This is a genomic window from Streptomyces prasinopilosus (assembly GCF_001419695.1).
GTDB lineage: Bacteria > Actinomycetota > Actinomycetes > Streptomycetales > Streptomycetaceae > Streptomyces > Streptomyces prasinopilosus.
Genome location: NZ_LIRG01000080.1, coordinates 1 through 20,496, shown reverse-complemented (window position 1 = coordinate 20,496; position 20,496 = coordinate 1). Strand labels below are relative to the sequence as shown.

The following is a 20,496-nucleotide window of genomic DNA, read 5'->3' as shown; positions in this document are numbered from 1 at the left end:
TCTTGGACGGCTGCACGGCGTAGCCGCCGACCGCGCAGCCGGCGCCGATGACCAGAACGCGCTGTCCGGCCGGCGGCCTGACGGGGTCGAACAGGGCCTGGTACGCGGTCAGGCCCTGTTCGACCACGGCAGGCCGGCGGCCGGACAGCGCGTGCTGGTCAACGGCGCCGGCGGCGCGGTCGGCGGCTACGCCGTGCAGCCGGCCAAGAACGCCGGTGCCCACGTCATCGCCACGGCCGGCCCGCGCAGCAGCGAAGCGGTCGCGTCCGCCGGCGCCGACGAAGTCATCGACCGCACCACCACCGGCGTGACCGCGGGGGTGACCGAACCGGTCGACGTCGCACTCCACCTCGCACCGGTCGACCCGGCCGAGCCGGCCGCGCTGGTCACCCTGGTCCGCCCCGGCGGGGTCGTCGTGAACACCACCGTGTGGATGCCCGCCCCCAGCGACGAGGAGCGCGACGTGCGGGGCGTCGACCTGTTCGTCCGGAGCGACGCCGCCCAATTGGCGCAGCTGGTGGCGTTGACCGACCGCCGCGAACCGCGCGTCGGCGTCGCCGAGCGGGTGCCGCCGGCCGAGCTGCCGGCCCTGCACGCACGAGCCGCCCGGGGCGCGGTGCACGGCAAGGTCGTCGTCGTCCCGTCCACCGCCTGGCACCGGTCCTTCCTTCCACCGGACGGGAAGGACCACGACGCCCGGCTCGGACCTCGGAAACGCCGCCGCGCCGGCCCCGACGGCCGGCGCAACGGCGGGCCCCTCGGGGGCGGCGCGGATTCTCCCCGGTGTCCGCCGGGGCCCGCGGCGGGTCAGCCGGTCGCGGGCAGGCCCAGCAGGACGTCCGTGTACTTGAGGACGGCGAGCAGCAGTCCGAGGACGCCGAGGGCGACACCGGCCCAGGCGACCGACTTGATCCAGGGCGCCCGGGCGGCGCCGGGCGCCCCGAACGCGGGCCGCGCGAGCGTCACGACGCCGATGACCAGCGCGGTCAGGGCGAACAGGCCGCCCCACAGCGCACTGGTCCGCCAGGCGTCTCCGTAGATCTCCTCGACCTGGGTGGCGACGGTGGAGTCCGCGGCCGTCCGCAGCTGGCCGACGAGGGTCTCGCGGGCGGCGGCCACCGTGCCGATCCAGCTGCCGGTGAGCGAGACGACGCCGAGCCCGGCGGAGACGATCGCCGCGGCGCCCTGCCCGACGGCGGTGGCGCCCCGGGCCTCCGGTTCCGGGGCCGTGCCCGGCTCCGCCTCCGGGTCCGGCTCCGTGGCACCGCTGCCGGCGTCGACGGCCGGCCCGGCCTCGGCCCCTCTCCCGTGCATGCCCTCGCTCTCGGCCTCGGCCGCTTTCCCGGTCTCGGTGTCGGTCTCGGTGTCGTTCTCGTTCTCGGTACCCATGAGGCGCACCGTACGGACGCTCTCTGAGAAGGACCTTAACCGTCGTGGTGCACCGCGCGTGCCTGCCGCCACTCGGGTGCCAGGACCGACCACACCTCCAGGTCGTGCCGTACGCCGTGGTGGAGGTGGGCCTGGCGCCGTACCCCGTCGCGGGTCATGCCGAGGCGGCGGGCGGTGGCGAGGCTGGGCTCGTTGCCGGCGGCGGCCACCCATTCCACGCGGTGGATGCCCCGCTGTTCGATCACCCAGTCGATCAGGATCCGCATGGCGCGGGTGACGAGTCCGCGCCCGGTGGCGGCCGGTTCCAGCCAGCAGCCGACCTCGCAGGTGCCGCCCTCGGCGTCGAAGTTCAGTGTGAGCACCCCGCCCACGAGGGTGCCGTCCAGCCACAGGCCGTGCAGCGCGGCCGTGTCGGCGGCGCGGAGGTCGGCGTACCGCTGGAGGGCCTCCCGGGCGGTGGGCACGTCGACGGCCCGGGAGCCGAAGGGGACGTACCGGTTGATGAATTCCCGGCCCCGGTCCAGGTGGGCGAGGAACTCCTCCGCGTGCCAGGGCTCCAGGGGGCGCAGTTCGGCCCCGTCGTCACCCAGTCGTATGGCGTACATCCGTCTTCCGCTCCTGCTCGGCGGGCACGTCCTCCGGCCCGGCGCCGGTGGTGGCGGCCAGCCTCTCATGGGTGGCCCGGCTCTCGGGCGGCTCGATGCTGATGCGCGGCAGGATCCGGTCCAGCCGGCGCGGCAGCCACCAGTTGGCGCCGCCGAGCAGGTGCATGAGGGCGGGGACGAGCAGGGTCCGCAGCACGAAGGCGTCGAGGGCGACGGCGACGGCGAGCGCGATGCCGAACATCGCTATCACCCGGTCGCCGGTCAGGACGAAGGCGAGGAAGACCGAGATCATGATCACGGCGGCGGAGTTGATCACCCGGCCGGTCTCGGCGAGGCCGACCCGTACCGCGCGCCGGTTGTCCCCGGTCTCCAGCCATTCCTCGTACATCCGGCTGACCAGGAAGACCTGGTAGTCCATGGAGAGCCCGAAGAGGACCGACACCATGATCACGGGCAGGAAGGGCTCTATGGGGCCCCCGCTGCCGAGGCCCAGCAGTTCGCTGCCCCAGCCCCACTGGAAGATCGCCACGACCACGCCGAAGGTGGCGGCGACGGCGGCCACGTTCATCGCGGCGGCCTTGAGCGGAATGGCTATGGAGCGGAAGGCGAGCAGGAGCAGCAGGCAGCCCAGGCCGACGACGACGCCGACGAAGAGGGGCAGTTTGCCGATGATGACGTCGGCGAAGTCGTCGTAGCCGGCCGTCACGCCGCCGACCCGCACGTCGAGGGCGGTGCCGGTCTCGGCGCGCGGCAGGACGTCCTCGCGCAGCCGGTCGACCAGGTCGCTGGTCCGCTTCGACTGCGGGGAGGAGTCGGGGACGACGGTGAGGTACGCGGTGCCGCCGTCGGCGCTGTGGACCACCGGCCCGACGCCCGCCACGCCCTCGGCCTCGCGCAGGGCGGGGCCGAGTCGGTCCAGGGCGAGCCGGTCGGCGGCGCCGTCCACCTCGGTCACGAGGGTGAGCGGGCCGTTGACGCCGGGGCCGAAGCCGTCAGCGAGGAGGTCGTAGGCCTGGCGGGTGGTGGAGGTCTTCGGGTCGTTGCCCTGGTCGGACGTGCCGAGGTGCAGAGCGGAGGTGGGCAGTGCCAGGACCGCCATGACGGCCAGGGCGAACGCGCCGAGCAGCTTGGGCCTGCGCTCCACGAACGCGGCCCAGCGGGCGGCGAAGCCGGTCGGCGGCTCCGGCTGCGGTCCGGCCTCGGCCAGCCGGCGCCGTTCGCGGCGGTTGAGCGCGCGCATGCCGATGAGCGACAGCAGCGCGGGCAGCAGGGTGATGGAGGCGGCGACGGTCAGCACCACGGTGAGCGAGGCCGCGACGGCGACGCCGTTGAGGAAGTTCAGCCGGAGGATCAGCATGCCCAGCAGGGCGATGCACACGGTGGCCCCCGCGAACACGACCGCGCGTCCGGTGGTGGCGACGGCCTCGGTGGCGGCGTCGGCGACGGACAGCCCGCGCTTCAGTCCGCGCCGGTGCCTGGTCACGATGAACAGCGCGTAGTCGATGCCGACGCCGAGTCCGATCAGCATGCCCAGCATCGGCGCGAAGTCGGCGACGGTCATGACGTGCCCGAGCAGCACGATCGAGGCGTACGCGGTGCCGACGCCGACCAGCGCGGTGGCGATGGGCAGCAGCGAGGCGGCGAGCGAGCCGAAGGCGAGGAAGAGGACGACGGCGGCGACGGCCACTCCGACGATCTCGGCGAGGTGCCCCTCGGGCGCCCCGGTCATCGCGGCGGCGCTGCCGCCCAGTTCCACCTGGAGGCCGTCGGTCTCCGCGGCCCGGGCCGTCTCGAGCACGGCCGCCGCCTCGCCCTCGTCGATGTCCTTGGCCAGGTCGTCGAAGACGACGGTGGCGTAGGCGGTGCGGCCGTCCGCGCTGATCCCGCCGGTGCCGTCGTCCCCGTACGGGCCGGTCACGGCGGCGACGCCGGGCAGATCCTCGATCCGGTCCAGGGCGCGGGTCATGCTCTGTTCGACGCCGGAGTCCAGGACGCTGCCGGACGGGGTGTGCCAGACGACGGTGTCACTGTCGCCCGAGAGGTCCGGGAACCCTTCGCGCAGCAGCTCGGTGGCGTGCCCGGACTCGGTGCCGGGCACCTCGTAGTCGTTCGAGTACGCGCTTCCGGCGGCGAGGGCTCCGGCCGCGACCCCGCCGAGGGCGAGGAGCCACAGCAGAACGGTGATCAGACGGCGTCGGACACACCAGCGTGCGAGTGCTGTCACGGATCATGCTCCAGAGTGACTGTCGGTGGATCTTTGGCCGGGGACAGTCGCTCGTGACCGAATAGCCCGCAAAGAACACATGAGCAAGGAATTCATACTCTTTCAGCCCATAGTGATCGTTGGGGACATTCGTGCGTTTACTCACATGGCGCGGAACGGGAATACGTCACGCCGAGCGTCCCCGATCCGCCTTCGGGCGTGGGGCCGCTCACCCGTACCGGGGTCAGTCGAACTGGTCCCCCAGCGCCATCACCATCAGTCCCGCGACCGACAGCCACAGCGCCCTGCGGGTCCGTCCGCGCGAGCCCAGCACGGCGGCGAGTGCGCAGGTGCCGGCGCCGCAGGCGTAGGCCACCGGGACGAGGGCCGGGACGGAGTCGGTGAGGCGGAGCAGCGACGCGGCCGTCCCGGCCAGGGCGAGCGCGGCTCCGGTGCCGGTCGCGGCCCACCTGGCCCGGCGGGCCTCGCCTCCCTGGTCTTCCTGGTCTTCCTGGTCGCCCCAGGCACCCTGGGCGTCCTGTCCCTGGTCGTCCCGGTCGCCTCGATCGTCCTGCTCCCCGCGCCCGGCGGCTCCGGCATCGTCGCCGTGCCCGGCCTCTTCAACCTCTTCGGCCTCTTCGGTGCGGGTGTCCGGGGGCGAGTCGGAATCAGCTCGTCCGCTCATGCCGCGGGAGCGTACCGTCCCACCTCCGGAAACCGGGATGCGGGGTGCGTGATCCCCTGCTAGCGTCCGTCGGTCCGACGTTCCGCGGCAGCCGCCGCTCCGGCCGAAGCAGGTGCTTTGATGACGGTCCGCCCGATCTCCGACGTGACCCCTTCCCCCCGTACGGACCCAAGGAGCCCGTTCACCGATGTCGGACATCACCCCGCACGACGACCTCACTAGCCGCCTCACCCTCCCCCGGTATCCGCGCAGCAGCGCCTACGACGCCCGCTGGTCCGTCGAGAACGCGATGGGCCCGCACCCGCTGTGGCTGCTGGAGTGGCTCGCCCCGGCCCTCGGCCTCGACGGCCTGCGTCCCGGCGCCCGCGTGCTCGACCTGGGCTGCGGACGCGCCATGACGTCCGTCTTCCTGGCCAGGGAGTACGGCTTCCAGGTCACCGCGGCCGACCTGTGGATCGGACCGGACGAGAACGCGCGCCGGATCGCCGCGGCGGGCGTCGCCGACCGGGTGCTGCCGGTCCTCGCCGAGGCGCACGACCTGCCCTTCGGGGACGAGAGCTTCGACGCGATCGTCTCCGTCGACGCGTACCAGTACTTCGGCACCGACGACCTGTACCTGCCGTCGCTGACCCGGCTGCTGAAGCCGGGCGGGCGGATCGGCGTCGTCGTCCCGGCGGTGCGCCGGGAGATCGAGGGCAGCGAACCGCCGGAGCACCTGAAGCCCTTCTGGGAACCCGGGTTCTGGTGCTTCCACACCCCCGCCTGGTGGCACCGTCACTGGACCCGCAGCGGGGCCGTGGAGGTCGAGGCGGCCGACTGGCAGCCGGACGGCTGGCGGGACTGGCTGCTGTGGTGCGACGTCGTCGCCGAGGAGAGCACGGAGGAGTTCCCCGTGCGGTCGAGCCGTGAGAGCGCGCGGATGCTGCGCGTGGACGAGGGCCGCACGCTCGGCTTCGCCCGCGTGGTGGGACGCCGGCCCTGACCCCGGACCGGCCCTGATCCCGGGTCGGCGCCGGCCTCGCGGGGCAACGGTCCCGGCGTCATGAGGTACCGGTGCCGGACGCGCCACGGCGCCGGACGTACTGAGGAGGGGGACGCACCGGGTCCGGTGCGTCCCCCTCCTCACTCTCCCGTGCCGCTGGGCGGCACCGCGGGCTCAGCCCTCGACGCCCAGCTCCTGGAGGATCAGCTCCTTGACGCGGGCCGCGTCCGCCTGGCCGCGGGTGGCCTTCATGACCGCGCCGACCAGTGCACCGGCCGCCGCCACCTTGCCGCCGCGGATCTTGTCCGCGACGCCCGGGTTGCCGGCGATGGCCTCCTGCACGGCGGCGGTGAGCGCGCCGTCGTCGGAGACGACCTTCAGGCCGCGCTTGTCGACGACCTCGTCCGGTGTGCCCTCGCCCGCGAGGACGCCCTCGATGACCTGGCGGGCCAGCTTGTCGTTCAGGTCGCCGGAGGTCACCAGCGCGGTGACGCGGGCGACCTGCTCGGGCGTGATCGCCAGCTCGTCGAGCGCCCTGGCGGACTCGTTGGCGGCCCGGGCCAGCTCACCCATCCACCACTTGCGGGCGGAGGCCGCGTCGGCGCCGGCGTCGATCGTGGCGACGATCAGGTCCAGCGCACCGGCGTTGAGGATCGCCTGCATGTCGGTGCCGGAGATCCCCCACTGCTCGCGGAGCCGGTTGCGGCGCACCAGCGGCAGCTCGGGCAGCCCGGCGCGCAGCTCCTCGACCCACGCGCGGGAGGGGGCGACGGGGACCAGGTCGGGCTCCGGGAAGTACCGGTAGTCCTCGGCCTCCTCCTTCACGCGGCCGGAGGTCGTCGACCCCGTGTCCTCGTGGAAGTGCCGGGTCTCCTGGATGATCGTCCCGCCGTCGTTCAGCACGGCGGCGTGCCGCTGGATCTCGAAGCGGGCCGCGCGTTCCACGGACCGCAGCGAGTTGACGTTCTTCGTCTCCGAGCGGGTGCCGAACTTCTCCCGGCCGTGCGGGCGCAGCGACAGGTTGACGTCGCAGCGCATCTGGCCCATCTCCATGCGGGCCTCGGACACGCCGAGCGCCCGGATGAGTTCGCGCAGCTCGCGCACGTAGGCACGGGCGACCTCGGGGGCCCGCTCGCCGGCTCCCTCGATCGGCTTGGTGACGATCTCGATGAGCGGGATGCCGGCCCGGTTGTAGTCGAGCAGGGAGTGGGACGCGCCGTGGATGCGGCCGGTGGCGCCGCCGACGTGCGTCGACTTGCCGGTGTCCTCCTCCATGTGGGCGCGCTCGATCTCCACGCGGAAGGTCTCGCCGTCCTCCAGCTGCACGTCGAGGTAGCCGTCGAAGGCGATCGGCTCGTCGTACTGGGAGGTCTGGAAGTTCTTCGGCATGTCCGGATAGAAGTAGTTCTTCCGGGCGAAGCGGCACCACTCGGCGATCTCGCAGTTCAGCGCGAGGCCGATCTTGATCGCGGACTCGACGCCGGTCGCGTTGACGACCGGGAGCGCGCCCGGCATGCCGAGGCAGGTGGGGCAGGTCTGGGTGTTCGGGTCGGCGCCGAGCGTGGTCGAGCAGCCGCAGAACATCTTGGTCCTGGTGCCGAGTTCGACATGGACCTCGAGGCCCATGACGGGGTCGTACGACGCGAGTGCGTCCTCGTACGACACCAGGTCGGTCGTGGTGGTCACGGTGTAACTTCCCTCTCAGCCCAGCAGGACGTCGTCGTCGCCCAGCCGCTTCAGCTCGCGGTACAGGATGGCGAGGCTCGTGACGATCGCGACGGCGGACACGGTGGCGTCGATCAGGACCAGGGTGTCCTTCTCGTGCCGCGCCTTCTTGACGCGCTTGGCGACGCCGAGCGCGCCGAACGCGGTGGCGGCCATGGACAGGTACGTGCCGGACCGGGACTTCTTGAAGCCCTTGGCCTTGGTCAGTGCGCTCACAGCGACGGTGCCTCCTCGATCAGCGGGTGGCCCCACTTTTCCACGAAGGCCGCCTCGACGGCCGCGCCGACCCTGTAGAGGCGGTCGTCCTTCATGACCGGGGCGATGATCTGCAGTCCGACCGGCAGGTTGTCCTCGGGCGCGAGGCCGCAGGGCAGCGACATGGCGGCGTTGCCGGCCAGGTTGGTCGGGATGGTGCACAGGTCGGCGAGGTACATCGCCATCGGGTCGTCGGCGCGCTCGCCGATCGCGAAGGCGGTGGTCGGGGTCGTCGGGGAGACGATCACGTCGACCTGCTCGAACGCCGCGTCGAAGTCCTGCTTGATCAGCGTGCGGACCTTCTGGGCGCTGCCGTAGTACGCGTCGTAGTAGCCGGAGCTGAGCGCGTACGTGCCGAGCATGATGCGGCGCTTGACCTCGGGGCCGAAGCCGGCCTCGCGGGTCAGCGAGGTGACCTCCTCGGCGGAGCGCGTGCCGTCGTCGCCGGTCCGCAGGCCGTAGCGCAGGCCGTCGAAGCGGGCGAGGTTGGAGGAGCACTCGGACGGGGCGATCAGGTAGTACGCCGACAGCGCGAGGTCGAAGGACGGGCAGTCCAGTTCGACGATCTCGGCGCCGAGTCCCTTGAGCAGCTCGACGCTCTCGTCGAACCGCTGGATGACGCCGGCCTGGTAGCCCTCGCCGCGGAACTGCTTGACGACGCCGACGCGCATGCCCGCGACCGAGCCGTTGCGGGCGGCCTCGACGACCGGGGGGACCGGCTCGTCGATGGAGGTGGAGTCGAGCGGGTCGTGCCCGGCGATGACCTCGTGCAGCAGGGCCGCGTCCAGGACCGTGCGGGCGCAGGGGCCGCCCTGGTCGAGGGAGGAGGAGAACGCCACCATGCCGTAGCGGGAGACCGCGCCGTAGGTCGGCTTCACGCCGACCGTGCCGGTGACGGAGGCCGGCTGGCGGATGGAGCCGCCGGTGTCGGTGCCGATGGCCAGGGGGGCCTGGAAGGAGGCGAGCGCGGCGCTCGACCCGCCGCCGGAGCCGCCGGGGATCTTGGTGAGGTCCCAGGGGTTGCCGGTCGGCCCGTAGGCGCTGTTCTCGGTGGACGACCCCATGGCGAACTCGTCCATGTTGGTCTTGCCGAGGATGACGACGTCGGCGGCCTTGAGCCGCTTGGTGAGCGTCGCGTCGTACGGCGGGATCCAGCCCTCGAGGAGCTTGGAGCCGACGGTGGTCGGGATGCCCTCGGTGGTGAAGATGTCCTTGAGGGCGAGGGGGACGCCGGCCAGCGGGCCGAGCTTCTCGCCCCTGGCGCGCTTCTCGTCGACGGCGCGGGCCTGGGCGAGGGCGCCCTCGCGGTCGACGTGCAGGAAGGCGTGCACCTTCTCGTCGACGGCCTCGATCCGGGCGAGGTGTGCCTCGGTGACCTGGACGGCCGTGAGCTCGCCGGAGGCGATCTTCTCGGCGGTCTCGGCGGCGGTGAGCCTGATGATGTCCGTCATGGGATTCAGTCCTCCCCCAGGATCTGCGGCACCTTGAAACGCTGCTGCTCCTGGGCCGGGGCGCCGGAGAGCGCCTGCTCGGGGGTGAGCGAGGGACGGACCTCGTCCGGGCGCATGACGTTCGTCAGCGGCAGCGGGTGCGAGGTCGGCGGTACGTCTTGGTCGGCGACCTCGCTGACGCGGGCCACCGCGCCGATGATGTCGTCGAGCTGGCCTGCGAAGTGGTCGAGCTCTTCGGGCTTCAGCTCCAGACGCGCCAGCCGGGCGAGGTGGGCGACCTCCTCGCGCGTAATGCCAGGCATGCAGCGTTCCTCTGGGGTGAGTGTGCGGTTCGGGCTAGGGCTTGTCGTCGCGTCCCGGGCCGGGCGTGGCGCGGCGGGCGGGGAGGTGACGACAGGCCCCAATCCTATGGGGCTCGGCCCCGTACCCGTGAAACGGTTTGCCCGCGCCCTCCGAAAGCGGGACGCCCCACGGGTCCGGGCCGCGGTTCGGGCCTCGTTCCGGCCCGTGGTCCGGGCCGCGGTTCGGGCCTCGTTCCGGCCCGCGGGCTCAGGCCGGGCGGCCGGAGTCGTCGGCGGCCGTGACCGGGAGGACGGCCGCCGGGCGCTGCCAGCCGCGGGAGCCGCGGGCGAGGAGCCAGGCCGTGGTTTCCCCGGGCGGCATCGCGGCCGCGACCAGCCAGCCCTGGACGGCGTCGCAGCCGAGGTCGCGCAGGCGTTCCCAGGTCTCGTCGTCCTCGACGCCCTCGGCGACGACGAGCAGTCCGAGCGAGTGGGCGAGGTCGACGGTGCAGCGCACGATCTCGGCGTCCTCGGCGTCGACGGCCAGCCGGGCCACGAACGAGCGGTCGATCTTCAGCTCGCTGACGGGCAGCCGCCGCAGGTGCACGAGGGAGGAGTAGCCGGTGCCGAAGTCGTCGAGGGACATCCGCACGCCGTGCCCGGTCAGGGCGTTCAGGGTGTCGGCGGCGCGCTGCGGGTCCTCCAGGAGGACGTGCTCGGTGATCTCCAACTGGAGGGCTCCCGCCGGGACGCCGTGCCGGGCCAGCCGGGCGGCGACGGAGCCGGCGAAGCCGGGGATGTGGACGTCGCGCGGGGAGACGTTGACCGCGACCGGCACGAACAGGCCCTGCGCACGCCACTCGGCGACCTGGGCGAGCGCGGTCTCCAGCACGTACTCGGTGAGGTGCGGCATCAGACCGGAGGACTCGGCGATCGCTATGAACTCGTCCGGCGGCACCCGGCCGCGCTCCGGGTGCACCCAGCGGACCAGGGCCTCCAGGCCCGCGACCTGTCCGTCGAAGCGGACCTTGGGCTGGTAGTGGAGCTGGACCTCGCGGGCGTCCAGGGCCCGGCGCAGGTCGCCCAGGAGTCCCAGCCGGTCGGGGGTGTTGGAGTCCCGCTTGGACTCGTAGACCTCGACGCCCGTGCGGTCCCGCTTGGCCTGGTACATCGCCACGTCCGCGCGCCGCAGCAGGCCCTCCGCGTCGAGGGCGTGGTCCGGGAAGACGGCGACGCCCGCGCTGGCCTCCAGCACGAGGGTGAGGCCGTCGAGGTCGAGGGGCGAGCTGAGGGCGGACACCAGGCTGCGGGCGACCCGGGTCGCGGACGTGGTGGAGTCGGAGACCGGCAGTAAGACGGCGAACTCGTCGCCGCCGAGCCGCGCGGCCTCCGCCCCGCGGGGCAGGGCCAGTCTCAGTCGGTCGGCGATCTGGAGCAGCAGCCGGTCGCCCGCCAGGTGTCCGAGGGTGTCGTTGACCGACCGGAACCGGTCGAGGTCGATCAGCATGAGGGTGGGGCGGGCGCCCGCGCGCTCGGCGTCGTCCAGCGCGGTCCAGATGCGCTCCAGGAGCCACTGGCGGTTGGGCAGCCCGGTCAGCGGGTCGCGCAGCTGCTCCTCCGCGCGGGCCCTGGCCATCCACAGCATGGAGTCGAGCGCGATCAGCGGGATGGCGAACAGCGGCAGGACGATCGGCCGGGCGTCGGCGACCACGCAGATCAGCGGCGCTATGCCGAGCAGCGCCACCGCGACCAGGCCCTGTCTGACCAGCGCGGTGCGGGCCACCGTGGGCAGTCCGCCCCGCGGGACGTGCAGGTACCAGTAGAGGGTGCGGGTGACCGTGAGGTAGGCGACGGCGACCAGCACCACCTCGACGGCGGTGTGCAGCCCCCAGTCGTCCGGGCTCGAGGGGGCCTCGACGGACGGCACGGAGCCGCACAGGGCCAGCGCCAGCGCGCCGGCGCCGATGCCGAGCAGGTCCACCGAGCCGTGCAGGATGCCCTGCCGCCAGCGGCCCCGCCGGGCCACGCCGACCAGCACGACCACGGTGAGGCTGACCATGCCGGCCGGGACCCAGCCGTACAGCAGCAGCACGGCGAGGGTGACCGCGGCGCCCGAGCCGGTGCCGCCCCACCAGCGGGAGCGGCCCAGCATCACCAGGTGGCCGACGACGATCCCGGTCAGCACGGCCAGGGACCAGCCGACGCGGCCGGCCGGGAAGAGCGCGTGGGAGCCGGTGAACGCCCCCAGGACACCGGCGCCGAGCACGAACGCGGCCGCCGCGACGACCGCCGTGGGCAGCGCGGGCCAGGAGAGGTGCCGTTCCGCGTGCGCTTCGGACAGGCCCGGGCCGTCCGAGGACAGTCCGGTGGAGAGCGGGGGCGCTGCGGAACTCCGCCCGGCTCCCGGCCGTCCCGGCGCCGGCTGCCCCGCGGCCTGCCGTCCGGTGCCGCGCGCGCCCCGGGGCGGCGCCTGCGCGGCGCGCGCCCCGGGGTGTCCCTGCCGGCCCGCGGGCCGTCCTTTCCCACGTCCGCGTCGCCGTACGGCCGCCATGCGGCGCAGACCCCGGCGCAGCCGTGAGCCCGGGGCGGCGCTCTCGGTGGGTTCCATTCCCGTCCCTCTCACAGCCGGCGGCGCCCACGCCACGCGGCTCGATGCCTGACAACCCCTGGCGACGCCGTGGGAGAAAGCCCTTCCACGGCGCCGTCACGAACACGGGGATGCCCCGACCGCTGCTGGGCACGGCGGGCGCACCTCCCAACAGTAGGCCGCGGAGGGCTTCCTGGGGCACCGGTCGCCGACGGTTGCCCGAATGCGCCCCGGCCACCCGTATCCCTCTGGTATGCGCCGATCGAGCGGCCTTTCACCTGCCGCTCCGGCTACTCCTCGACGGGCAGCGCCACGGCGGCCGCCGCCTCCGGTCCCTCGTCGAGCAGGACGGCGAAGCCCTCCTCGTTCAGGACCGGCACCTTGAGCTGCATCGCCTTGTCGTGCTTCGATCCCGGGTTGTCACCCACGACGACGAAGGACGTCTTCTTCGAGACGGAACCGGTCACCTTCGCTCCCCGGCTCTGCAGCGCCTCCTTCGCGCCGTCCCGGGTGAAACGCTCCAGGGTGCCGGTCACCACGACCGTCAGACCCGCCAGCGGACGCGGGCCCTCCTCCTCGCCGGACCCCTCGTCCTCCATGCGGACACCGGCCGCCCGCCACTTGCGGATGATCTCGCGGTGCCACTCCTCGGCGAACCACTGCTTGACCGAGGCGGCGATGATCCCGCCGACGCCCTCCGTGTCGGCCAGTTCCTTCTCGGTGGCCTGTTCGATCCGCTCGACGGACCGGAACTCCCGGGCCAGCGCCTCCGCCGCGACCGGGCCGACGTGCCGGATCGACAGTCCGGTGAGGATCCGGGCGAGCGGGCGCTCCTTGGCCGCCGCGATGTTCACCAGCATCGCGACCGCGTTCTTGCGCGGTTCGCCCTCCTGGTTGGCGAAGACGGTGGCGATCTTCTCCTCGCCCGTCTTCGGGTCCCGCTTGGGCAGCCCGCTGTCCTGGTCGAGGACGTACGCCCTGATGGGCAGCAGTTGCTCGATGGTGAGGTCGAAGAGGTCGCCCTCGTCCTTCAGCGGCGGGTCGGCGGGCTCCAGCGGTCCGGTGAGCGCCGTGGCGGCGACATAGCCGAAGTGCTCGATGTCCAGTGCCTTGCGGCCCGCGAGGTAGAACAGGCGCTCCCGCAACTGGGCAGGGCAGGTGCGGGCGTTGGGGCAGCGCAGGTCGACGTCGCCCTCCTTCATCGGCCGCAGCGGCGTGCCGCACTCCGGGCACTCGGCCGGCATGACGAAGGCGCGCTCGCTGCCGTCGCGCAGGTCGGCGACCGGGCCGAGGATCTCCGGGATGACGTCCCCGGCCTTGCGCAGCACCACCGTGTCCCCGATGAGGATGCCCTTGGCCTTGACCACGTCCTGGTTGTGCAGCGTGGCGAACTCGACCTCGGAACCGGCCACGGTGACCGGCTCGACCTGCGCGTACGGCGTGACCCTGCCCGTACGGCCCACGCCCACGCGGATGTTGAGCAGCTTGGTGTTGACCTCCTCGGGCGCGTACTTGTACGCGATGGCCCAGCGCGGTGCGCGGGAGGTGGAGCCGAGGCGGCCCTGGAGCGGGATCTCGTCGAGCTTGACCACCGCGCCGTCGATCTCGTGCGCCACGGAGTGCCGGTTCTCGCCGTAGTGCGCGATGAACTCCCGTACGCCTTCGAGGCCGTCGACCACGCGGTTGTGCTCAGAGGTGGGCAGGCCCCAGGCCTTCAGCAGGTCGTACGCCTCGGAGAGGCGGGCGGGGCTCTCGAAGCCCTCCAGGGCGCCGATGCCGTGGACGACCATGTGCAGGGGGCGGGTGGCGGTGACGCGCGGGTCCTTCTGCCGCAGCGAACCGGCCGCCGCGTTGCGCGGGTTGGCGAAGGGCTTGTCGCCGGCCTCCACCAGGCGGGCGTTGAGGCCCTGGAACTCCTCCATCGGGAAGAAGACCTCGCCGCGGATCTCCACCAGGGCGGGGACCGCCTCGCCCTTCAGGCGGTCCGGGATCTCGGCGATGGTCCGCACGTTGGGCGTGATGTCCTCGCCGGTGCGGCCGTCGCCGCGGGTCGCCGCGCGGACCAGGCGCCCGTGCTCGTAGGTGAGGTTGACGGCGAGGCCGTCGACCTTCAGCTCGCACAGGAAGTGGAACCGCTGCGCGCCCAGCTCCCGGTGGATGCGCTCGGTCCAGGCGGCGAGGTCCTCGTCGTTGAAGGTGTTGTCGAGGGAGAGCATGCGGGAGCGGTGGTGGACGGAGGTGAACTCCGTCTCGTACGCCCCGGCGACCTTCTGGGTCGGCGAGTCGGGAGTGCGCAGTTCGGGGTACTGCTCCTCCATCGCCTCGAGTTCGCGCAGGAGCCGGTCGAACTCGGCGTCGCTGACGACGGGCGCGTCGTTCACGTAGTACCGGAAGCGGTGCTCCTCGATCTGCTCGGCGAGCCGGGCGTGCTGCTCCCGCGCCTTCGCCGGCACGCTCGTCGTCTCCGCCTGCTGGTCACCCGCCACCGTGTGTCCTTCCGTCACTCTGGGTTGTCCGCGAGGGATCTCGCCGCCCGGACGCAGTGTGCGTAGGCGGCGCGCGCGTACTGCGGGGAGGCCCCCGCGAGCCCGCACGCCGGGGTGACCGTGACCGCCTCCGCGAGGAGGTCGGGCCGCAGTCCCAGCCTGCGCCACAGCGTTCTGACCCCCATGACGCTACCGGCAGGGTCCGACAACGGGCCGTCCGTCCCCGGCACGACACCGGTGAACAGCCGGGTGCCGCTCTCGACCGCCTCCCCGATCGTCTCGTCGTCACGTTCGGTGAGGAGCGAGAGGTCGAAGGAGACCGCCTGTGCCCCCGCCCGCCTCAGCAGGGCGAACGGGACGTCGGGCGCGCACGAGTGGACCACGACCGGGCCCGCGCCGTGCGCCCCGAACACGTCCCTCAGGACGGACTCGACGAGCTGGCGGTCCACCGCGCGGTGGGTGCGGTAGCCGCTGGCGCTGCGCACCCGGCCGCGCAGGACGTCGGTGAGGGAGGGTTCGTCGAGCTGGAGGACGAGCCGCGCGCCGGGCACCCGCCGGCTCACCTCGGCGAGGTGCAGGCGCAGGCCTTCGGCGAGCGAGGCGGCGAGGTCCCGGCAGGCCCCGGGGTCGGAGAGGGCCGCCTCCCCGTTGCGCAGCTCCAGGTGGGCGGCGAGCGTCCAGGGGCCGACGGCCTGCACCTTCAGCGGGCCCTCGTACCCCTGGGTGTACTCCTCCAGCGCGTCGAGGTCCTCGCCGAGCCAGGAGCGGGCCCGCTTGGTGTCGCGTCCGGGCCGGTCCCCGATCCGCCAGCCGCTGGGCTCCACGCGCGCGTACAGCTCGACGAGCATCCCGGCGGTCCGGCCGATCATGTCCGCGCCGGGTCCCCGGGCGGGCAGTTCGGGCAGGAAGGGGAAGTCCTCGAAGCTTCCGGTGACGGTCTTGACGGCCTCGCGGGCGTCCCCGCCGGGCATCGACCCGACCCCGGTCGCTGGCCCGAACCTGGACTGACTGTTTTCGCTCACCGGAGAAGCGTACGGAACGTACGGGGAGGCCGGCGCCCCGGCCGGGCCGGCGGGCGTGCGCCCGCCCGGGGGGCTCAGCGCCCCGGCCGCACCGTCAGGTCGTTGACCTCCGCGTCCCGGGGCAGGTCGAGGGCCGTGAGGAGCGCGGTGGCGACCGACTCGGGGTCGATCCACCGGCCGGGGTCGTAGTCCTTGCCCTCCTGCTGGTGCACCTTGGCCTGCATGGGGCTGGCGGTGCGGCCGGGGTAGACCGAGGTGACGCGGACGCCGTTGCCGTGCTCCTCCTCGCGCAGGGAGTCGGCGAGTGCCTTGAGGCCGTGCTTGGAGGCCGCGTAGGCACCCCACCGGGCGTGGGCGTTCAGGCCGGCGCCGGAGTTGACGAAGACCACGTGGCCGCGGCTCGCGCGCAGCTGGGGCAGGAAGTGCCGGGTGAGTTCGGCGGGGGCGACGAGGTTGACGTCGAGCTGGTGGCGCCAGGTCTTCGGGGTCAGCTCGCCGATCTCGCCGAGGTCGACGACTCCGGCGATGTGCAGCAGGGAGTCCACCCGGTCCGGGAGGGTCTGGTGGGAGAAGGCCCAGCTGAGCCGGTCGGGGTCGGCCAGGTCGCCGACGAGGGTCCGCGCGCCGGGGAACTCGGCCGCCAGTTCCTTCGCGCGCCCCGCCGAGCGTGCGTGCAGGACGAGTGCGTCCCCGCGCGCGTGCAGCCGGCGGGCGACGGCCGCGCCGATGCCGGAGCCGGCTCCGGTGATCACATGTGTAGGCATGTCCGCCATGCTCGCATCACCGCGCGGCCGGACCGTGGTCCGGGTCGTCCCGCGGAGGGCCCGGGCCGGGTTCTCCCGCGGAGGGCCCGGTCCGGGTCACGCGATGCCCCGGCTCTCCTCCAGGTACGCCAGGGCCCCGACGGGCTCCTCGGCGAAGAACACCAGGTCGGTGAGGGCGCGGGGCAGGAAGCCCTCGTCCTCCATCCGCCGGAACTGGGTCTTGAGGCCGTCGTAGAAGCCCGCGCTGTTCAGCAGGACCACCGGCTTGTCCGTGTGTCCGTGCTTCTTCAGCTCGAGGATCTCGGTGGCCTCGTCGAGCGTGCCGGTGCCGCCCACCATGATCACCACGGCGTCGGCCTTCTCGAGGAGCAGCCGCTTGCGCTCGGCCAGGTCCCGGGCGACGATCATCTCGTCGGCGCCCGCGCGGGCCTTCGCCGCGAGGAACTCCACGGAGACGCCGAGGAGCCGGCCGCCCGCCTCCTGCACCCCGTCGGCGACGACCTTCATCAGGCCGACGTCGGAGCCGCCCCACACCAGGGTGTGGCCGCCCTTGCCGAGCAGTTCGGCGAACTCCCGCGCGGGGCGCGTGTAGCGCTCGTCCAGATCGGCGGCGGAGAGGAAGACACAGATGTTCACCGCCCCAGGGTACGGGCCTGCCCGCGCACGGTCAGCCGCATCCGGGACTGCCCGTGCGGCAGTCGCTCCCAGTCGTCCATGAACCGCGCCGCCAGTCCGTGCTCGGCGGCCAGCGCGGCGAGCGTCTCCGTCCGGTAGTAGAAGTCCTCGTGCAGCACCTGGTGCTCCTCGCCCTCCGTACGGTCGAACGTGAAGTCGAAGAAGCCGCCGGGGGCGAGCAGCCGGCCGACGTGTGCGAAGCACTCCTCGATGACCTGGCGGGGCGAATGGGAGAAGACGCTGTGCGCGTGCACGACGTCGAAATGCCCGTCGGGCAGGAAGGCGAAGGTCAGATCGTCGGCGAGTGCCAGATAGGGCATCTTCGCCTGGAGCCCCTCGCGCACCACGGTGTCCTGGGCGGCCAGCAGGATGCGCGGCGAGATGTCGATGCCGTAGTAGTGACCGGTTTCGAGGTGGCCGATGAGAAGACGCCCGGCGCGCAGGTTGCCGCAGCCGATCTCCAGCATCCGGTGCTGGGGTTTCAGGCCGTGCCCGACCAGGTAGTCGAACTGCATCCGGCCGATGCGGGCCCATTGTTCACGCGAGGGGTTGTGTCCCACGGCCGCCTCGACACTGCGGGCCGCGTCGGAGGCCATCACGGCCCGGTAGTAGGAAATGTGGTCGCGGTGCCGCAGCCGCAGCCAGGCGTCACGCAGCAGTCTCCGGGCGTGGCGGGGGACGCGGCGCGGATGCCGCAGGGCGTAGCGGGCCTGGTGGGCGGGGCTGCTCCGGTTCCTGGCGGTTTTCTCGGCTGCCACGGTGCCTCCTGCGCGAGCGTGCCGGACGGGTGGAGGAGTGGGCGGGTGGACGGCTCGATGCCCGGCGGGGGAAGAACTCGGCTTCAGCGTGCGCTGTATCCGTCGACCCTGCTACTCGAGGAGCGTGGACCGTGACCAGAGGACACCGCATCACCGTCGAGCGGAGCGACCGGCACGTGCGCGTGGTGCACGGCGGGGAGGTCCTGGCCGAGAGCGGCCGGGCGCTGGTGTTGCGCGAGACGGGCCTGCCCGCGCGGTACTACATCCCGCCGGAGGACGTACGGCTCGACCTGCTGACCCCGTCCGGCACCCGTACCCACTGCCCCTTCAAGGGCACCGCGTCCTACTGGTCGCGCCCGGACGCCCCCGATCTCGTGTGGGCGTACCCGGACCCGAAGCCGGACGTCGTCGGCATCAAGGACCACCTGTGCTTCTACGAGGTGGACGTCCAGGGAGCCGCGGAAGTCTGATGATCGGATAGAAGGGTTGCGATCGTCGGACGCGCGGCCCGCCTCACCGACGATCGCGGCCCGGTGCGGCAGTCTGCGGGGATATGGACAAGAACATCGTTTCGCGTGACGGCACCCCCATCGCCCACGAGAGCGCCGGACGGGGTTCCGTGGTCGTCCTCGTCAGCGGCGCGATGTCGACGGGCGCCACGGTGGCCCCCCTGGCCGCCCCCCTCTCGGAGCGGTTCCGGGTCGTCGTGTACGACCGCCGGGGCCGCGGGGCGAGCGGGGACCGGCCGCCGTACGCGGTGGAGCGCGAGGTCGAGGACCTGGCGGCGCTGATCGAGGCGGCGGGCGGCCAGGCGTCCCTGTACGGCGTCTCCTCGGGCGGCGCGCTGGCGCTGCGCGCGGCGGCGAGCGGGCTGCCGGTGCGTCATGTCGCCGTGTATGAGACGCCGTACGCCCTGTCCGAGGAGGATCTGAGGGAGCGCGCCCGGTACACCGAGCGTCTGACGGAGGCGCTGGCCGAGGGGCGCCGCGGGGACGCGGTGGAGCTGTTCCTGCGTCTCACCGGGCTGAGCGAGGCCGTGATCGAGGGTGCCCGCCAGTCCCCCCTGTGGGCCGGCATGGAGTCGATCGCGCCGAGCCTCGCGTACGACGACGCGGTCATGGGCGGCGGCGGCGTCCCGGTGAAGCTGCTGGCGTCGGTCCCCGCGCCGGTGCTGTCCATCGCGGGCGACGCGAGCCCGGCCTGGATGCGCGAGGCCGCCCGGGCGATCGCGGACGCCGTTCCCCGGGGCACCTGCCGCACCCTGCCCGGCCAGACCCACATGGTCGAACCGGACGTGCTGGCGCCGGTGCTGGCGGAGTTCTTCACGAGGTGAGGACGCGGACGGGGCCGGCCGTACGACGTGATCCCGGTCCTCCCGCGGCGCGTGACGGAGGACCGGACGGCCGTCCTGCCGTCGGGCGGCCGGCACGGGCGTACCGGACGGCCGGAGCCCGGTGCCGTCCACCGCATCGCGAGTTTCGTCCGGGGACCCGCGGCGCGGTGGACGGGTTCGACACCCGCGCCGCCGGCGGGGGCACCGAGCCGGCCCCGCCGGACGCCCCGGGGTCAGACCGCCGTGGGCGTCTTCGTCGTGCGGGACGTCGACGCGATCGTCGCCGAGCCGACCACGCGGGTGCCGTCGTAGAGGACGACGGCCTGGCCGGGGGCCACCCCGCGGACCGGCTCCTTGAACGACACCTCCAGGACACCGTCGACGAGTTCGGCGGTGACCTCGGTCTCGTCACCGTGGGCGCGGAGCTGGGCGGTGTAGGTGCCGGGGCCGGTCGGGGCGGTGCCGCACCAGCGGGGCTCGATCGCGGTGAGCGCGCCGACGTCGAGGGAGCCGGCGGGGCCGACGGTGACCGTGTTGGTCACCGGGGAGATGTCGAGGACGTAGCGGGGCTTGCCGTCGGGGGCGGGGGTGCCGATCCGCAGGCCCTTGCGCTGGCCGATGGTGAACCCGTGGGCGCCCTCGTGCGTGCCGACCTTGGCGCCGGACTCGTCGACGATGTCGCCCTCGGCCCGGCCCAGCCGGTTCGCGAGGAAGCCCTGGGTGTCGCCGTCGGCGATGAAGCAGATGTCGTGCGAGTCGGGCTTCCTGGCCACCGCCAGTCCCCTGCGCTCGGCCTCCGCGCGGATCTCGTCCTTGGTGGTGACCGTGTCGCCGAGCGGGAACATCGCGTGGGCGAGCTGCCGGTCGTCCAGCACACCGAGGACGTACGACTGGTCCTTGGCCATGTCGGAGGCGCGGTGCAGTTCGCGCGTGCCGTCGGGCAGGGTGACCACGCGCGCGTAGTGGCCGGTGGCCACGGCGTCGAAGCCGAGGGCCAGGGCCTTGTCCAGCAGCGCGGCGAACTTGATCTTCTCGTTGCAGCGCAGGCACGGGTTGGGGGTGCGGCCGGCCTCGTACTCGGCGACGAAGTTCTCCACGACGTCCTCGCGGAAGCGGTCGGCGAGGTCCCACACGTAGAACGGGATGCCGATGACGTCCGCGGCGCGGCGGGCGTCGCGCGAGTCCTCGATGGTGCAGCAGCCCCGCGCGCCCGTGCGGAAGGATTGGGGGTTCGCGGAGAGCGCGAGGTGCACGCCGGTCACGTCGTGGCCCGCCTCGGCGGCGCGGGCCGCGGC

At 73.1% G+C, this 20,496-nt stretch carries 18 protein-coding genes and 1 pseudogene; 4 read left to right on the top strand and 15 right to left on the bottom strand.

The window, feature by feature from the left end; genetic code table 11:
• Window positions 1-151: 151 nt before the first annotated feature.
• Window positions 152-577, top strand: a pseudogene (locus tag AOK18_RS33950) (zinc-binding dehydrogenase); the annotation flags it as partial.
• A gap of 230 nt (window positions 578-807) precedes the next feature.
• On the opposite strand, the gene AOK18_RS04945 reads toward AOK18_RS33950, so the two are convergent.
• The 4 genes from AOK18_RS04945 to AOK18_RS04930 form a co-directional block, all read right to left on the bottom strand.
• Window positions 808-1,389 carry a hypothetical protein gene (locus AOK18_RS04945; protein ID WP_055693504.1) on the bottom strand — a complete coding sequence of 194 codons (582 nt, stop codon included), beginning with the start codon at window positions 1,387-1,389 and terminating at the stop codon, window positions 808-810.
• A gap of 35 nt (window positions 1,390-1,424) precedes the next feature.
• Window positions 1,425-1,994, bottom strand: coding sequence for a GNAT family N-acetyltransferase (locus AOK18_RS04940; RefSeq protein WP_055573560.1), 570 nt, complete (start codon window positions 1,992-1,994; stop codon window positions 1,425-1,427).
• Window positions 1,972-4,218 (bottom strand): MMPL family transporter, encoded by a 2,247-nt coding sequence (locus AOK18_RS04935; RefSeq protein ID WP_055693503.1) that lies wholly within the window; start codon window positions 4,216-4,218, stop codon window positions 1,972-1,974. The genes AOK18_RS04940 and AOK18_RS04935 overlap by 23 nt, the downstream gene beginning before the upstream one ends.
• Before the next feature lie 223 nt (window positions 4,219-4,441).
• Window positions 4,442-4,882, bottom strand: coding sequence for a hypothetical protein (locus AOK18_RS04930; protein WP_055693502.1), 441 nt, complete (start codon window positions 4,880-4,882; stop codon window positions 4,442-4,444).
• A gap of 187 nt (window positions 4,883-5,069) precedes the next feature.
• Here AOK18_RS04930 and AOK18_RS04925 point away from each other — a divergent pair, with 187 nt between their 5' ends.
• Window positions 5,070-5,864, top strand: coding sequence for an SAM-dependent methyltransferase (locus tag AOK18_RS04925; RefSeq protein ID WP_055693501.1), 795 nt, complete (start codon window positions 5,070-5,072; stop codon window positions 5,862-5,864).
• 174 nt (window positions 5,865-6,038) lie between these two features.
• Here the strand turns inward: AOK18_RS04925 and gatB are convergent, their stop codons facing one another.
• The 10 genes from gatB to AOK18_RS04875 form a co-directional block, all read right to left on the bottom strand.
• Window positions 6,039-7,550, bottom strand: coding sequence for an Asp-tRNA(Asn)/Glu-tRNA(Gln) amidotransferase subunit GatB (gene gatB, locus AOK18_RS04920; protein ID WP_055573564.1), 1,512 nt, complete (start codon window positions 7,548-7,550; stop codon window positions 6,039-6,041).
• A 15-nt stretch (window positions 7,551-7,565) separates the two neighbouring features.
• Window positions 7,566-7,805: a hypothetical protein gene (locus AOK18_RS04915; RefSeq protein WP_055573565.1), complete on the bottom strand. Its 240-nt coding sequence runs from the start codon at window positions 7,803-7,805 to the stop codon at window positions 7,566-7,568.
• Window positions 7,802-9,295 carry an Asp-tRNA(Asn)/Glu-tRNA(Gln) amidotransferase subunit GatA gene (gene gatA, locus AOK18_RS04910; protein ID WP_055573566.1) on the bottom strand — a complete coding sequence of 498 codons (1,494 nt, stop codon included), beginning with the start codon at window positions 9,293-9,295 and terminating at the stop codon, window positions 7,802-7,804. The genes AOK18_RS04915 and gatA overlap by 4 nt, the downstream gene beginning before the upstream one ends.
• 5 nt (window positions 9,296-9,300) lie before the next feature.
• On the bottom strand, window positions 9,301-9,597 hold the full coding sequence (gene gatC / locus AOK18_RS04905) for an Asp-tRNA(Asn)/Glu-tRNA(Gln) amidotransferase subunit GatC (protein WP_031117542.1): 297 nt from the start codon (window positions 9,595-9,597) through the stop codon (window positions 9,301-9,303).
• A gap of 247 nt (window positions 9,598-9,844) precedes the next feature.
• Window positions 9,845-12,184 (bottom strand): putative bifunctional diguanylate cyclase/phosphodiesterase, encoded by a 2,340-nt coding sequence (locus AOK18_RS04900; RefSeq protein WP_055573567.1) that lies wholly within the window; start codon window positions 12,182-12,184, stop codon window positions 9,845-9,847.
• A gap of 269 nt (window positions 12,185-12,453) precedes the next feature.
• Complete coding sequence (gene ligA / locus AOK18_RS04895) at window positions 12,454-14,649, bottom strand: NAD-dependent DNA ligase LigA (protein WP_055693500.1); 2,196 nt, start codon at window positions 14,647-14,649, stop codon at window positions 12,454-12,456.
• A 14-nt stretch (window positions 14,650-14,663) separates the two neighbouring features.
• Window positions 14,664-15,671, bottom strand: a complete 1,008-nt coding sequence (locus tag AOK18_RS04890; RefSeq protein ID WP_055693499.1) for a methionine synthase — start codon at window positions 15,669-15,671, stop codon at window positions 14,664-14,666.
• Window positions 15,672-15,745: 74 nt separating this feature from the next.
• A complete protein-coding gene (locus AOK18_RS04885) occupies window positions 15,746-16,444 on the bottom strand; it encodes an SDR family oxidoreductase (protein WP_074995644.1) in 699 nt (232 codons plus the stop codon).
• An 87-nt stretch (window positions 16,445-16,531) separates the two neighbouring features.
• A complete protein-coding gene (locus AOK18_RS04880) occupies window positions 16,532-17,071 on the bottom strand; it encodes an LOG family protein (RefSeq protein ID WP_055573570.1) in 540 nt (179 codons plus the stop codon).
• Window positions 17,068-17,868, bottom strand: a complete 801-nt coding sequence (locus AOK18_RS04875; RefSeq protein WP_055693498.1) for a class I SAM-dependent methyltransferase — start codon at window positions 17,866-17,868, stop codon at window positions 17,068-17,070. The genes AOK18_RS04880 and AOK18_RS04875 overlap by 4 nt, the downstream gene beginning before the upstream one ends.
• A 131-nt stretch (window positions 17,869-17,999) precedes the next feature.
• Here AOK18_RS04875 and AOK18_RS04870 point away from each other — a divergent pair, with 131 nt between their 5' ends.
• Both AOK18_RS04870 and AOK18_RS04865 read left to right on the top strand, forming a co-directional pair.
• The gene (locus tag AOK18_RS04870) at window positions 18,000-18,338 is read left to right on the top strand and encodes a DUF427 domain-containing protein (protein WP_055693497.1); all 339 of its coding nucleotides are present in this window, start codon (window positions 18,000-18,002) and stop codon (window positions 18,336-18,338) included.
• Between the two features lie 83 nt (window positions 18,339-18,421).
• Entirely contained in the window at window positions 18,422-19,201 is a 780-nt protein-coding gene (locus tag AOK18_RS04865; protein WP_055573663.1) for an alpha/beta fold hydrolase, read from the top strand.
• Window positions 19,202-19,434: 233 nt separating this feature from the next.
• Here the strand turns inward: AOK18_RS04865 and mnmA are convergent.
• The coding region (mnmA, locus tag AOK18_RS04855; RefSeq protein ID WP_055693495.1) for a tRNA 2-thiouridine(34) synthase MnmA at window positions 19,435-20,496 on the bottom strand (1,062 nt) is incomplete at its 5' end.